At 48.7% G+C, this 13,919-nt stretch carries 12 protein-coding genes; 11 read left to right on the top strand and 1 reads right to left on the bottom strand.

Translation table 11 applies throughout. The features are described from left to right. The first annotated feature begins 210 nt into the window (after positions 1 to 210). The 4 genes from ABIE27_RS24285 (at position 211) to ABIE27_RS24270 (ending at position 3,087) form a co-directional block, all read left to right on the top strand. Entirely contained in the window at positions 211 to 1,086 is an 876-nt protein-coding gene (locus ABIE27_RS24285) for a sugar phosphate isomerase/epimerase family protein (protein ID WP_123066226.1), read from the top strand. Between the two features lie 11 nt (positions 1,087 to 1,097). Continuing rightward, entirely contained in the window at positions 1,098 to 1,970 is an 873-nt protein-coding gene (locus ABIE27_RS24280; RefSeq protein WP_123066227.1) for a sugar phosphate isomerase/epimerase family protein, read from the top strand. Between the two features lie 190 nt (positions 1,971 to 2,160). Further along, positions 2,161 to 2,388 (top strand): DNA-binding protein, encoded by a 228-nt coding sequence (locus ABIE27_RS24275; protein ID WP_090924231.1) that lies wholly within the window; start codon positions 2,161 to 2,163, stop codon positions 2,386 to 2,388. A gap of 270 nt (positions 2,389 to 2,658) precedes the next feature. Beyond that, positions 2,659 to 3,087, top strand: coding sequence for a VOC family protein (locus tag ABIE27_RS24270; RefSeq protein ID WP_123066228.1), 429 nt, complete (start codon positions 2,659 to 2,661; stop codon positions 3,085 to 3,087). A 146-nt stretch (positions 3,088 to 3,233) separates the two neighbouring features. Here the strand turns inward: ABIE27_RS24270 and ABIE27_RS24265 are convergent, their stop codons facing one another. Continuing rightward, positions 3,234 to 4,154 carry a hypothetical protein gene (locus ABIE27_RS24265; protein WP_123066229.1) on the bottom strand — a complete coding sequence of 307 codons (921 nt, stop codon included), beginning with the start codon at positions 4,152 to 4,154 and terminating at the stop codon, positions 3,234 to 3,236. A gap of 241 nt (positions 4,155 to 4,395) precedes the next feature. On the opposite strand from ABIE27_RS24265, the gene ytxJ reads away from it, so the two are divergent. From ytxJ to ABIE27_RS24230, 7 genes are all read left to right on the top strand, one after another. Beyond that, positions 4,396 to 4,935, top strand: coding sequence for a bacillithiol system redox-active protein YtxJ (ytxJ, locus tag ABIE27_RS24260; protein WP_240037101.1), 540 nt, complete (start codon positions 4,396 to 4,398; stop codon positions 4,933 to 4,935). A gap of 230 nt (positions 4,936 to 5,165) precedes the next feature. Continuing rightward, positions 5,166 to 6,362, top strand: coding sequence for a helix-turn-helix domain-containing protein (locus ABIE27_RS24255; RefSeq protein ID WP_429351708.1), 1,197 nt, complete (start codon positions 5,166 to 5,168; stop codon positions 6,360 to 6,362). 321 nt (positions 6,363 to 6,683) lie between these two features. Further along, positions 6,684 to 6,761 carry a potassium-transporting ATPase subunit F gene (locus ABIE27_RS24250; RefSeq protein WP_090924284.1) on the top strand — a complete coding sequence of 26 codons (78 nt, stop codon included), beginning with the start codon at positions 6,684 to 6,686 and terminating at the stop codon, positions 6,759 to 6,761. Between the two features lie 95 nt (positions 6,762 to 6,856). Continuing rightward, on the top strand, positions 6,857 to 8,530 hold the full coding sequence (gene kdpA, locus ABIE27_RS24245; RefSeq protein ID WP_429351818.1) for a potassium-transporting ATPase subunit KdpA: 1,674 nt from the start codon (positions 6,857 to 6,859) through the stop codon (positions 8,528 to 8,530). 144 nt (positions 8,531 to 8,674) lie between these two features. After that, on the top strand, positions 8,675 to 10,768 hold the full coding sequence (gene kdpB, locus ABIE27_RS24240; protein WP_429351707.1) for a potassium-transporting ATPase subunit KdpB: 2,094 nt from the start codon (positions 8,675 to 8,677) through the stop codon (positions 10,766 to 10,768). A 109-nt stretch (positions 10,769 to 10,877) separates the two neighbouring features. Beyond that, positions 10,878 to 11,441: a potassium-transporting ATPase subunit KdpC gene (gene kdpC, locus ABIE27_RS24235; RefSeq protein ID WP_429351706.1), complete on the top strand. Its 564-nt coding sequence runs from the start codon at positions 10,878 to 10,880 to the stop codon at positions 11,439 to 11,441. Positions 11,442 to 11,584: 143 nt separating this feature from the next. Continuing rightward, positions 11,585 to 13,918: a histidine kinase gene (locus ABIE27_RS24230; protein ID WP_123066232.1), complete on the top strand. Its 2,334-nt coding sequence runs from the start codon at positions 11,585 to 11,587 to the stop codon at positions 13,916 to 13,918. The last annotated feature ends 1 nt before the right edge of the window (position 13,919 follow it).

Below are 13,919 nucleotides of genomic sequence, written 5' to 3'. Positions count from 1 at the left end.
GCATATGCTTATCACCGGATTTCCCCTTTGGAAAAGGGAATCAAAAAAATCTGGGGATAACAGCGATTGGAATGTTATTCTGTCATCGGAGTGTTCCGTGTAAAAACCTTTAGTTCAACTTATATAGCATGATTTTTGAATTCACGGATGCACGATGGATTGAAACGTCAAAGAGCGGCATAACTCATCTAATCTCATGGGAGGTACGACATGAAATTAACCAATAAGATCGGTGTAATCGTGGACAGTTTTGGCGTAGGTGTGCGGGAAGGACTGTTGAAAGCCAAGGATGCAGGTGCAGAAGGCGTTCAGATCTACGCGGTGAAGGGGGAGATGGACCCGGCAAATCTGTCGCTTGCGGCTCGTAAAGAGCTTCGCAGCTATATAGATGGTTTGGGTCTTGAGATTTCAGCCTTGGTTGGTGATCTGGGCGGTCACGGCTTTCAAGTGAAGGAAGACAATGCATGGAAAGTGGAAAAGTCTAAGCGAATTGTTGATCTGGCTCTTGATCTGGGCACAAATATTGTGACCACACATATCGGTATTGTCCCTCATGATCCTTCTTCCAAAGTATACGAAACACTGTACGCTGCCTGTGAGGAGCTGGGACAGTACGCCAAAAGTGTAGGTGCCTACTTTGCCATCGAGACGGGGCCGGAAACGGCTGCGGATCTCAAAGGTTTTTTGGATACCCTCTCTACGAACGGGGTATCGGTTAACTTTGACCCGGCGAACATGGTAATGGTGACAGGGGATGAGCCGGTGCAGGGTGTGAAGTTGCTCAAGGATTATATCGTGCATACCCATGTGAAGGATGGCTTGCGTCTGAAAGAGGTTGATCCACGGGACGTGTACGGTGCTGTGGGTTACGCTCCGATGGATCATGAGAAAATTGCCGAAATGGTAGCTTCCGGTGCTTTTTTCCGCGAAGTACCGCTCGGTGAGGGAGCTGTTGATTTTGATGCTTATTTTGCCGCGCTGCAGGAGATTGGTTACACAGGGTATCTGACCATTGAGCGCGAAGTAGGAGACCAACCGGAAGTGGATATTCGCAAAGCCGTGCAGTTCATCAAACAATATCGATAGGAGTGGAGCGGATGAAGGTAGGTTTGAGCACGTACAGTTTGTTGAATGATCTGAATTCGGGAGCCATGACGGTACTGGATGTAATCGACTGGATTGCAGCGAACGGCGGCGAGCACATGGAGATGGTTCCCTACGGATACACGGTGGAGGATAATCATGAACTGGCGGATGCGATTCGGGAGCGAGCCGCAGCAGCTGGGATTGAACTGTCGAATTATTCGATGCCGGCCGACTTTGTGCAGGAGACAGAAGAGGCTTTTGAAGAAGAGATGGCTCGGATTAAAAGACATGTGGATGTCGCACACCGGATGGGTGTCAGGCATCTGCGCCACGACGTTACTGCATTCAGGCTGCCCAAGGAGAGCACGACCATTGCCTGGTTTGAACAGCACCTGCCGCTGATGGTTAGGGGAAGCCAGATCATTGCCGATTATGCTGCACAGTACGGGATGATCACAACGATTGAGAATCATGGGTTCAGTGTGCAGGCTAGTGATCGGGTTCAGCGTGTGCTGCAAGCCGTAGATCGGCCAAATTTTAAAACAACACTGGATATTGGCAACTTCATGTGTGTAGATGAAAACCCGATTATCGGTGTGATGAAAAATCTGCCGTACGCTTCGCTTATTCATTTTAAAGATTTCTACTTCCGTCCGTATGATGAGCATCCGGGGGAAGGGGAGTGGTTTACCACGACCTATGGTAACTTCCTGCGGGGTGCGATCGTGGGTCAAGGGGATATCCCCATTCGCAAAATCGTCAAGCTGATCAAAGATTCCGGTTACGATGGCAACATCACGGTGGAGTTCGAAGGCATGGAGGAATGCAAAGCCGCTTCCAAAATCGCCATGGACAATTTGCGCCGTTTCTGGGATGAAGCATAGAGGGAACGTATACAAGGGATTAGGAACAGAGCCGTGTTTTTGCGGCTCTTTTTGTCATATACAGCATACGAATTAGGAGATCATTTCGTAGTGCCATAAAGAGGAATAAGTGACGATAATCACAAGTATGCTATACTGAATATACGCAGCCTGAAAATCACTGGCTATGGATAGGAGAGATCGTGAATCTATGCAGGTATTTGAGGACTGGAACCAAAAGGTAAAGAAGACGTTCAACGCAACGAATCCCGAAGTGGTATTGACGGTAACTGAGGCGGGCAGCCTGCTAGGGCTGAGTAAAGACCAGATGAAGTTATACGTGGATAAAAACAAACTCACCAAAGTACCTATTATGAGAAGTGTGCATCGATATCTTTTGTTAAAAAGTGAAATTGATCGCATTGTGCAGGCACAATAAATGAGTAGGAAAAAGGCAAACAGTCTTAGTTGACCGGGGTAATAACTGAATAGAACATTTATAGCCATTTGACCGACAGTTCTCGGGAGAGTGGCTTTTTTCTTGAATAGAGCAAAGAATGGGAGAAGAAGATGTTGGGAAATATAGCTCAGTAACGGTCACCGTATAGAGTGGAAGTTTGTGCTTGTCAAAGGGCAATTCGTTCCTATATACTCATGTCGAAAGTGGCCTGACCCATAAACTACACGAATCCAAGGAGATGAACAATCCATGGCAATTAGCTTGAGTGTGTACCTTGTAACCAACGGTAACGGGCGTGAAGCTGTCGAGTTCTATAAAAATGCATTTGGTGCGGAAGTGCTTGCGATGCAGACGTTTGGAGAAGGACCATCCAGCCCGGATCATCCGATTCCACCAGAAGCCAAAGACTGGATTATGCATGCGTCTCTGCAAATCGGCAGTTCGGTGCTGATGTTATCGGATACGCTACCTGGTATGCCTCACACCATTGGGGATAATGTCACAATTACGGTCAATACGGATACGGCTGAGGAAGCGAAGAACATTTTCGGTAAACTTGAAGTGGGCGGTAAAGTGCATTTGCCGATTCAAGAAACGTTTTGGAGCCCGGCTTACGGTAATGTAACCGATAAGTTTGGTGTGCTATTTCAAATCAGCGCAACTCCTGGACAAGCGTAGAGACAGTTATAGGCCGGGTATATGTGCTAAATATCAAGCATCGAACCATAAAATACGTAATAACTAAATAACTAGCTGAAAAAAACCTCCAGTCGCTACATAATGCAGCGTGGAGGTTTTTTGTGTACTTTTTTTATAAAAGAAAACTAATCTTCCTTCTGAATCTTGGACGGGTTATTGATTTTGTATGGTACCGGATTACGGGTTAGTTTCTTTTTGATGATTTTAGCTTCAAAGGTTAGCACGTCGCCAACTTCTAATTCCTGTTTCTTCATCGTTGCACTGTGACTGGACCAAGCCTCTCCAACCTCAATGACATCAGGCTCCGTAATGGTTACAGACTCATAAATGATAACTTCATCGTCATTGTCCGAGAAATGGTTGGGTACTGTCGTAAACTCCTTAACCACTCCGCTCATCTTCACTTTGCCTTCGGGCAGATCGATTTTAACGGCTTTTGTTTTCGGTGCAGCTTTGGTTTTGGGTTTGGTTTCTGAAGTCGCATTGGCATTGTTCCCTGCCTGAGGCCCAATGTATTCCTCCACCAATCCGTCAGGATCACCTTTGAGCTCGGAGAAGGAATCTAGCCCATCCATGTCATCCTCGGGATCAACCAGCTCGGCTGGCGAGCCGTCCTGAGCAGATGTTTCAGCGGGATCAGGGGCTTTTGCCGTTTTAGGTTTAACGCCTGCAGCAGTAGCCGGTTCTTCAACTTCATCTACAGCAGCTATCCCATTACTTTGCTCTGCGTAGCCCTGTTCCGTTCCCGTCTCTGCTCCCGCTCCGCTTAATCCTCTGGTGCTGTAGCCCGAAGCCTGCATTTCTTTGAGATAGGATGGGTGAATGCAATGTTTTTGCCCATGATCCAGCTCGATTACAGCTGTCATGTGATCCACAAAGCCTAGAATGGTGCAGGGCAGATTCAGCCCGTTGCCTTTATAGTAAAATGTTTTGAGCTTAGTCGCTTTGGCCGAAATTAGACCCCATTCCTGACACTTGGCAATTAACTCAGGCTCGTTCTCCAGTGAATAATATTCCGGTGGTTCAATTGTAAAAGCGTATGTCATATTGGATTTCCGCCTTTCAGTTGCTCTTATGTTCATCGTTTCCAAATTACCATCAGTGTAACACAATTATGTACCCGAAAGATGCAGATTCTGAAAGCTTGTGTGCAGGGCTGTGCTATAATTTGAACAAAATATCAGATAGAAACATGATCATTGGAATATTCAGAAAAAGCCTTTTTAGTCATTTGATTTATATAGCTTCGAATCGCTTGATTCATACGTAGAGAAAGGATGACTTGATGTGGAGAAAAAGGTAAATCATCAGGCACTTTGGCTCGGAGTCGGTGTGGCACTTGGTGCAAGCTTTGGTACAGCTACGGGACAGATTGGGCTGGGCATTGCTTTTGGCGCCGCTCTCGGCGTGGTGATCGGTTCCGTGGTCAGTAAACGCACAGGTGCCGATTCACATGAGATGTTAAGCGAGCATGTTCTGGAACTGCATAAAATGGAGGATTGGCAAGAGGTTCTTCATCGTTCGCAGGAGCATCCGGTGCTGCTTTTGAAACATAGCACGACTTGTCCTGTAAGTGCGCGAGCATATAGAGAGTTCATGGCTTTTGTCGGCACGAATGCATCTGATCCCAAACAGACGATGGAATATCGTATGGTGAAAGTTATCGAGAACCGTCCATTATCTCGCCGCATCGCGGAAGAGACCGAGGTTCGCCATGAATCGCCGCAGGTGCTGCTACTCGATCAGGGGCAGGTTATCAAACACGCTTCACATGGACATATCACCAAAAAACGACTGACGCAATGGGCGCAGAATCCGTTTGGGTAGGGATAACTTATTCCATAGGTCTATATAAGTTTAACGAATTTTTTACACAGAAACGGAGGGGACAGAAAAAACCTGGAAAAGCGAAGCGCTCGCCTTTATCAGCGGATTTTTCCCGTTAAAAAGGGAATCAAAAAAATCTGGGGATAACAGCGATTGGAAGGTTATTCTGTCATCGGAGTGCTCCGTGTAAACATTTTTGTTTAACGTATATATTAAAGGAGGAAAACCGTGTGTTCATGGGTGAAAATCTGACCAATCTGCGCATTATGCATGGTTATTCGAGAAAGGAACTTTCCGAAAAACTGGGTGTGACCGAGCAGGCGGTCTGGCAGTATGAAAATGCGTACACTTCCCCCAAAGTCCCTATCGTTAATGAATTGAAACGTATTTTCAGTGTAAAGAGCAAGTACTTTTACGAGAAGGACAAATTAACGGAGCGTAATAACCAGGGTAACATCAACGTGATGAACATTGCGTATCGATCCAAAGTGATGAATGTGATCTCCAAGACACAGACAGAGGCAAAACATGTGGAGTATCTGGATACCTTTGTAAACTATATTACTGCTCGGATCAGCCTTCCCACCTTGAAGATTATCCAGCTCAGGGAAGAAGCGATCCAGTACATGAATCACTCGCAGGATGATCGCAAAGCCCAGATTCAATATGTTGCAAAGCTTGCGCGGGAGCGACTGAATCTGGAGCAGACAACGAATGAAAACCTGATGTTCTGGATTGAAAAAAGCGGAGTGTACGTCTTCGAGAAGGCTATTGGCGAGGGGATCGATGCCTACAGTCTGTGGACAAAAGAGGATCGCCCTTTCATCATCTTAGGCAACATTAAACGCTCGGCCGTGCGTAGAAATTTTGATATCGCTCATGAGCTTGGTCATTTGTTGCTTCACTATCGTCTGGAGTTCATAAATCTGGATCGGAAAGAGCATAAGGCCATTGAAAATGAAGCCAATCTGTTTGCAGGTGCATTTTTATTACCAGAAGAAGAATTTACACAGGATATGCAGGCCATCTCCCAACTAACCAATCCCGACCAATATCTTGATTTAAAAAATAAATGGAAGACATCCTTGCAGGTGTTAGGATACCGTGTAGCGGATCTGGGATTGATGGATGCCAAAGCACGCCGTAATTTTTATGCTGCCATGCATCGAAGGGGATATTTGGAGAGAGAACCGTTTGATCAGACGATTCCTTTGCAGACACCTATGCGGGTTCGGACGATCATTGATCTTCTTGCTAATAAAGGCCTGGTTGATATTCGGAATATGGTCGAGCAGGATTGGAAAGTAGAGACATCTTTCTTTCATCATATGACCGGAATCAAGCCAGAGTTTTTCAACAAATATATGAAAAGTAGCCCGAATGCCAAGATTCGTGATATGCAGGGCAAGACTACCCGCAGTTCTTAAAAAAGGGATGACCTAATCCATGTAATCCTAGATGGATATGCATCCACGAAAGACCCGTTCTTTCAGCTGATCGCTGAGAAGAACGGGTCTTTTTTACGCTTTTTTTACAGCATCGGTAGCATTTCTTTACCCCCTTTTTACAGCGATTCGTATTACGATTTTACCTGTAGCAAACAAGGTGAACGGTAGAGAAGAGAGGGATGAAGGGCGCATGGTGAACGATGCAACGATGATTGGACTGATCGTACTGCTGTTTGCGGTGTTTTGGGCGTTTGTAAAATTTTGCGAGAAGGCCTGAGGGCAGGAAGGAAGGGCGAAAAGATGATTTTCATCGGCGTAATTGTCATGGCTCTGATTGTCTATCTCGGGTACGTGCTGGTGAAGCCTGAGAAATTTTAACGTAACTGTTCAGATAATGTGCTTTTAGCTGAGATAAATAGCAGGTTAGTAGGAAACACCAAGGTTGGAATTAGGGAGGACATGCAGATATGGGTATCGGTGTAGTGCAAGTAGCGGTCACGCTACTCATCATATTGCTACTGGTGAAGCCAGCAGGCGGTTATTTGGTGAAGGTATTTGACAGGCAGCGAACGGGACTTGATCGTGTATTTGGCGGGCCGGAGCGATTATTGTATCGGCTGATGGGTGTACGGGAAGATGAAACGATGGGGTGGAAAAAATATCTGTCTGCCGTGCTCATCTCCAATGCGGTCATGCTGATCCTGATGTTTCTGGTGTTACGGCTGCAAAAGTTCCTGCCCCTCAATCCGGATGGGATCGATAATATGCCGGCAGCGCAGGCCTTTAACACAGCCGCCTCGTTTATGACCAATACCAACTGGCAGTCCTATACGGGCGAGAACGCTCTGTCGTATCTGTCACAACTGCTGGCGGTAACGTTTCCGATGTTCACCTCGGCGGCAACAGGATTTGCGGTAGCGATTGCTTTTATTCGCGGATTAGTAGGCCGCCGGGATGATCTGGGTAACTTTTATGTCGACGTGGTTCGGTCGATTACTCGTATTTTTTTACCGCTCAGCTTCATCGTGGCCTTGTTCCTTGTATTTCAAGGGGTACCGCAGACGCTGGCCGGTGCGGTGAACGCAACCACGCTGGAGGGTGCACAGCAGACCATTACCCGCGGATTAGTGGCTTCGCTGGAGTCGATTAAACACATTGGAACCAATGGCGGGGGCTGGTTCGGCACCAATGCGGCGCACCCCTTTGAGAATCCAACCGCACTGAGCAATCTGGTGCATATCGTTTGTATGATGTTGTTGCCGACAGCGCTGGTGTATGCATTTGGCATGATGGTGAACAACCGAAAACAGGGCTGGGCATTGTTTGCCGCTATGGGATTGTTGTTCCTAGTGATGTTGACAACGGTGTTTGTATCCGAGTATCACGGAGTGCCTGCGCTGGATGCAAATGGACTACAAACCAATATGGAAGGTAAAGAGGTCAGGTTTGGTATTTCCGAATCGGCTTTGTTTACGGCTGTAACTACGGCGGCAACGACGGGGTCGGTGAACAACATGCATGAGTCACTCACTCCGCTTGGGGGATTGGTTTCTCTTGCTCAGATGATGCTGAACAATGTATTTGGCGGCAAGGGTGTAGGTTTGTTGAATGGTCTGCTGTATGTGATCATTGCGGTCTTTATCTGCGGGTTGATGGTCGGCCGGACACCGGAGTTTCTAGGCCAAAAGATTGAAGGCAAGGAGATCAAGCTGGCCTGTATCGCGCTGCTGATCCATCCGTTGATTATTCTTGCTCCAACCGCACTCGCTTTAATACGGCCGGAGGCCGTAGCTTCCATTTCCAATGGCGGTACACATGGGCTAACCGAGGTACTGTACGCTTTTGCATCAGGTGCGGCCAATAACGGATCGGCTTTTGCCGGACTGAATGCCAACACGGACTTTTACAACATTACTATAGGGATTGTCATGTTGCTGGGAAGGTATATCTCGATGATTGCCATGCTGGCGATCGCAGGTTCACTTGCCGTGAAACGGGTTGTCCCTGTCACCACAGGAACGTTGCGGACGCATACACCGCTATTCGCTGGCATTCTGGTCATGATGATTGTGGTCGTAGGCGCGCTGACATTCTTCCCTTCGCTGGCTCTTGGTCCTATTGCAGAGCATTTGGCGATGGTGCGATGAGTGGCAGGTGAACGATACGAGGTGGTGTTAGGTGAAAAAGCGGCGAATGAGTAAGCCAGCGGAGCGACAGCGACACACCCAATAAATATGGAAGCAAGGCAAAGGGTTGAAGTAAGCACGTATAGTATGGAGGTGGCATTCACAATGAATGCATTGAAACAAAACAAAGAACAAATTCATCAACGCCACAACCGCGTTCAGCATCATTCTGGGTCGAAACGATCTTTAAATAAACCCATGTTGCTCCAGGCCATGCGAGATGCATTCAAAAAACTGAATCCGATGGTCATGATCAAAAATCCAGTCATGTTTATCGTGGAAGTCGGCACATTCATTACCTTGCTATTATGTATTGACCCCAATCTATTCACCGCGTCCGATGCAGGGCGAGGATACAATGTGGCTGTATTTTTTATTTTGCTCTTCACGTTGCTATTTGCCAATTTTGCCGAGGCACTGGCTGAAGGGCGGGGCAAAGCACAGGCTGACACCCTGCGTAAGACCAAATCGGATACGATAGCCTATCTAATGCAGAAAGACGGAACTGTGAAACAAGTCGCTTCGACAGAGTTGAAAAAGGGAGACCTCGTCCGTGTGGAAGCCGGGCAGCTCATTCCAACGGACGGTGAGATTATCGAAGGTTTGGCCTCTATTGATGAATCGGCCATTACAGGGGAATCGGCCCCGGTAATCAAGGAAGCCGGAGGCGATTTCTCTTCAGTCACCGGAGGTACACGGGTGACCTCCGATTACATCATCATGCGGGTGCAGACCGATCCCGGCGAATCATTCCTGGATCGAATGATCTCTCTCGTAGAAGGCGCACAACGTCAGAAAACACCAAACGAGATCGCCTTGACTACCTTGCTAGCTGTTTTAACACTAATCTTCCTGATCGTCATTTTGACGATGGTTCCTATGGCAAATTATCTCGGCATCCGGCTCGATCTGGCTACCTTGATTGCTCTGCTTGTCTGCCTGATTCCAACCACCATCGGCGGCCTGCTGTCCGCCATCGGGATTGCTGGCATGGATCGGGTGACACAGTTTAACGTGCTCGCCATGTCAGGGAAAGCAGTGGAAGCGGCTGGCGATATCGATACGTTGATTCTGGACAAAACAGGCACGATCACATACGGCAACCGGATGGCTTCTGAATTTATTCCGGTTCAGGGCGTGACTGTACCTGAGATGACATTGACGGCACTTCAAGCTTCAGTGCGAGATGAAACACCAGAAGGTCGTTCCGTCGTCGAACTTGCAAGTAAGCAGGGGCAGAGCTGGGAGGAAAGCAACTACACAAATGCCGATCGTATCGAGTTTACTGCGGAAACACGTATGTCTGGTCTGAATCTGAGTGATGGAACGAAAATCCGCAAAGGCGCGGTAGATGCAATCAAGCGGTATGTGACCTCCGAAGGTGGACGTGTACCGGGTGATCTGGACGAAATCGCGACACGGATTGCAAAGGCCGGGGGGACACCGCTGGCGGTAGCGATCCATAACCGAATTTATGGTGTGATTTATTTGAAAGATACCGTGAAACCCGGTCTCAAGGAGAAATTTGCCGAGATGCGTGCCATGGGTATCAAGACAATAATGTGCACCGGTGATAACCCCCTGACAGCAGCGACGATCGCACTGGAGGCGGGGGTGGATGATTTTATAGCGGAAGCGAAGCCTGAGGACAAGATTGCGGCGATCAAAAAAGAACAGCAGGAGGGCAAACTTGTCGCCATGACAGGCGACGGCACCAATGATGCTCCTGCTCTGGCGCAGGCCGATGTGGGCCTGGCGATGAATTCTGGAACGATGGCAGCCAAAGAAGCGGCCAACATGATTGACCTGGACTCTGACCCGACCAAGCTGTTGTCGGTAGTCTCCATAGGCAAGCAACTGCTGATTACGCGTGGCGCACTGACCACCTTTTCCATATCCAACGATATTGCCAAATACTTTGCCATCATTCCAGCGATGTTCATTCTCGCCATGCCACAGCTTCAGGCACTGAACATTATGAATCTCTCTTCACCGCAATCTGCAATTCTGTCGGCATTGATCTTCAATGCGATTATTATTCCGTTGCTCATTCCGATTGCGATGAAAGGCGTGAAATATCGTCCGATGTCTGCCGAACGGCTGCTGAGCCGCAACGTGTTCATCTATGGTGTTGGCGGTGTGATTGTACCGTTTATCGGGATCAAGCTGATTGACCTGGTTTTGTCAGGTTTGATGTAAATTTCATTGTAGCTGTGAAGTACAGGTGAGATGTCATTCATTCATGGTGAAGATGCCGTGGTTGTCCCCTTTTGATAAATACATTAAATCCATTCAGGAAGTGATTTGTATGAAGATGTTATTGCCCGCGTTGCGGTTGTCTGTTGTGCTCATGTTAGTCTGTGGTCTGCTCTATCCGCTTGTCACAACGGGGGTGGCCCAGTTGCTGTTTCCTTCACAGGCAAACGGCAGTCTCATCATTCAAAATGGGAAAATCATCGGTTCATCTCTGCTTGCGCAGGAAGTGAAGTCACCGGAATTGTTCCAGCCCCGCGCTTCAAATGCGAATTATGATCCAACCGCTTCGGCAGGGTCTAATCGAGCTGTGGCCTCACCGGAGTATATCGCAGAGATGAACCAAAAGCTAGCCGCGCTCCGTCAGGAAAATCCTGCGTTGCCGTATCAGGTCCCTGCCGATCTGGTTACAAGTTCCGGTTCAGGACTTGACCCCGATCTGTCCCCTGAAGCGGCTGAGGCGCAGATTCCGCGGATTAGTCAAGCGACAGGACTCAGTAAGCAGAAGTTGGCTCAGCTCATTCAGAATCATACACAGGGTCGCCAGTTAGGCATATTTGGTGAGCCGCGTGTCAATGTGAACGAGCTGAATCTGGCACTGATCGCAGCCGAGAAGTAGAAAAGAGGAGTTTTCGGAAATGTGGCGGCCCACTTAATGCCTTCTTCCAATCTGGAAGGGGCTTTCTCCATTTATTGCGGTAGGGAATAGTACTACTACATCACATGTTTGGAAGTAAAGCTTGAGGGAAGGAGGACAGCGGCATGGAGGACAGCTTCAAACGTAAATCACCGGAAGAGATGCTGCGCATGATTTCGAAGCTGCAAGAGGGCACGTTTAAAATCTACATTGGCCCGGTCAGCGGTTCAGGTAAAACGTATCATATGCTCAGAGACGGCAATCATTTGCGCGAGCAGGGCGTAGATGTCGTCATTTGTGCAGTCTCCACGATGAGAAGGCCGGAAACAGTAGAACAGCTTGGTGAGCTTGAGCGTGTGCCCAGCATTCACTGGATTCGAAGCAGTGACGGAGCGGAGATGAAAGACTTGAATCTGGATGCGTTGCTAGTTCGCAATCCGGAGGTTGTTCTGGTCGATGGGTTGGCACATCGAAACCGTGAGGGGGCAAGACATACGACCAGATTGGAGGATATCCGTTTTCTATTGCACCATGACATCAGTGTCATAACTACCGTGAATGTGTATGAACTGGAGGGGTATACCGAACTCGCCAGACAGCTCACGGGAATTAAGGTGGCACATACCGTGCCGGCAGACACACTGGAACTGGCGGATGAAGTAAAGCTGATCGACGTTACGCCAGAAACCATTTTGAGTCGTCTTGCGGAAGGTCATCTGCAAGGTCACGGGAGTGCGGACGTTTTCCGCCAGGGTAATCTCGGGATTTTACGTGAGCTGGCACTGAAACTTGTTGCAGAAGGGGTTAACGAGTCTTTACGTGAACATCGCGAGGAAATGGGTCTTCCGCCCGCAACAGGCATTATGGAACGTATTCTTGTCTCCGCGCAGTACCACTGGAACGGTTCGATCTACATCCAGCGCGGACAGCAGATTGCCCGTCGGTTGAACGGGAGCTTGCATGTCGTTGTCTTCCGTCCAATGAAACAGCCACTAACGAGGGAAGCGACGGTATTCCGCCGCAACATGATGAAACTGGTGGAGAAAATCGGCGGACACATGGAGGAACTTCCTGTCATACATCACCGCTATATCCCGGCAACATTGGCACAGTATGCGATCAAACAGCAGATTACCCGGATTGTTATGGGGCATTCGCGTCGTACACGCTGGCAAGAGTTATGGCAGGGCTCCCTCATTAACTCACTACTTCGCAAACTGCGGGGTGTAGATTTACTACTTGTTGCGGATCGGTCAGCGCGGGAGGGCGAACGGGTTGTGCCGGCAAAAGTAAATGACACGGAGCAGAAAAACTATCGCAGACTCAGTGAGCAGGAGATGAAGGAACAGATTGGACTGATTCGGCGTGGTACGTTCAAAATCTATATTGGAGCTGCTCCGGGGGTGGGCAAAACCTACATGATGCTACGGGAAGGTAATGATCTGTTGCGCAAAAGCATCAACGTGCATATCGGGTTGCTGGAAACCCATGGACGAGCGGACACGGTGGAACAAATCGGCTCCTTGTCCATCATCCCGCGAGCGCAGCGTGTATATCAAGGCACATGCTTAGAGGAAATGGATACAGAAGCGATATTGCAATTGCATCCCGAGGTGGTGCTTGTGGATGAGCTTGCGCATACCAACGTGCCTGGAAGTGCGCGGCAAAAGCGTTACGAGGATGTACTGCAGCTGCTGGACGCCGGCATATCCGTCATTACAACCGTGAACGTACAGCATCTTGAAAGCTTGAATGATGCCGTTGAGCATATTACGGGTGTTCGGGTGCGAGAGACGGTACCTGATCGGATCATGCAATTGGCGGACGAGGTGCAGCTGATTGATGTCGCTCCCGAGGCCTTGCGGCAGCGCATGCGAGAGGGTAAAATCTATGCAACTGCCAAGGTGGAGCAGGCGCTTGCGAATTTTTTTAAAATGGGTAATCTGATCGCACTGCGTGAACTGGCTCTACGCGAACTTGCGGACGATGTGGATGAGCGGCTTGAATTGCAATCATCCGCGCGTACATTACGGGGCCCGTGGCGCCGTGAGGAGTCCGTTTTTGTGTGTGTCAGCAGCGACCGTCACGCCGAGCGGTTGATTCGCAGAGGTTTTCGCATGGCTTATCGACTGAAGGCATCCTGGCATGTCCATCATGTACACATCGGCACAGGCATGGCAATGACTCCCGAAGTGAAGGAGCACCTGGCAGGTTTGGAGCGGCTCACTGTGCGGCTGGGGGGTCATTTTCATATCCATCAAAGTGCAAAGTTGCGGGAGGTACCAGGTATTTTGGATGCAAAGGCTACGGAAGCGAAGGCGACACAACTGGTGGTGGGGCAAGCGAAACGAGTATGGTGGCTGAATGGTCATCGCGGCTCAGGCTCGGTGGTTAATCAGCTTGTCCGTCTTTCGAGACATCGCGATGTGTTGATCGTAGCTGATGATGATTATAAATAAA

The organism is Paenibacillus sp. 4624, from assembly GCF_050435065.1.
In the GTDB taxonomy this organism is placed as follows: Bacteria; Bacillota; Bacilli; order Paenibacillales; family Paenibacillaceae; genus Paenibacillus; species Paenibacillus amylolyticus_D.
The sequence above is the reverse complement of the archived record's forward strand: the minus strand, read 5'-3'. Positions and strand labels throughout refer to the sequence as shown.

Coding starts and splice junctions, on each gene's coding strand:
- kdpB (WP_429351707.1), top strand. CDS start 8,675: ATGAATGCATTGAAACAAAACAAAGAACAAATTCATCAACGCCACAAC.
- ABIE27_RS24270 (WP_123066228.1), top strand. CDS start 2,659: ATGGCAATTAGCTTGAGTGTGTACCTTGTAACCAACGGTAACGGGCGT.
- ABIE27_RS24250 (WP_090924284.1), top strand. CDS start 6,684: ATGATTTTCATCGGCGTAATTGTCATGGCTCTGATTGTCTATCTCGGG.
- ABIE27_RS24275 (WP_090924231.1), top strand. CDS start 2,161: ATGCAGGTATTTGAGGACTGGAACCAAAAGGTAAAGAAGACGTTCAAC.
- ABIE27_RS24230 (WP_123066232.1), top strand. CDS start 11,585: ATGGAGGACAGCTTCAAACGTAAATCACCGGAAGAGATGCTGCGCATG.
- ABIE27_RS24280 (WP_123066227.1), top strand. CDS start 1,098: ATGAAGGTAGGTTTGAGCACGTACAGTTTGTTGAATGATCTGAATTCG.
- kdpC (WP_429351706.1), top strand. CDS start 10,878: ATGAAGATGTTATTGCCCGCGTTGCGGTTGTCTGTTGTGCTCATGTTA.
- ABIE27_RS24265 (WP_123066229.1), bottom strand. CDS start 4,154: ATGACATACGCTTTTACAATTGAACCACCGGAATATTATTCACTGGAG.
- ABIE27_RS24285 (WP_123066226.1), top strand. CDS start 211: ATGAAATTAACCAATAAGATCGGTGTAATCGTGGACAGTTTTGGCGTA.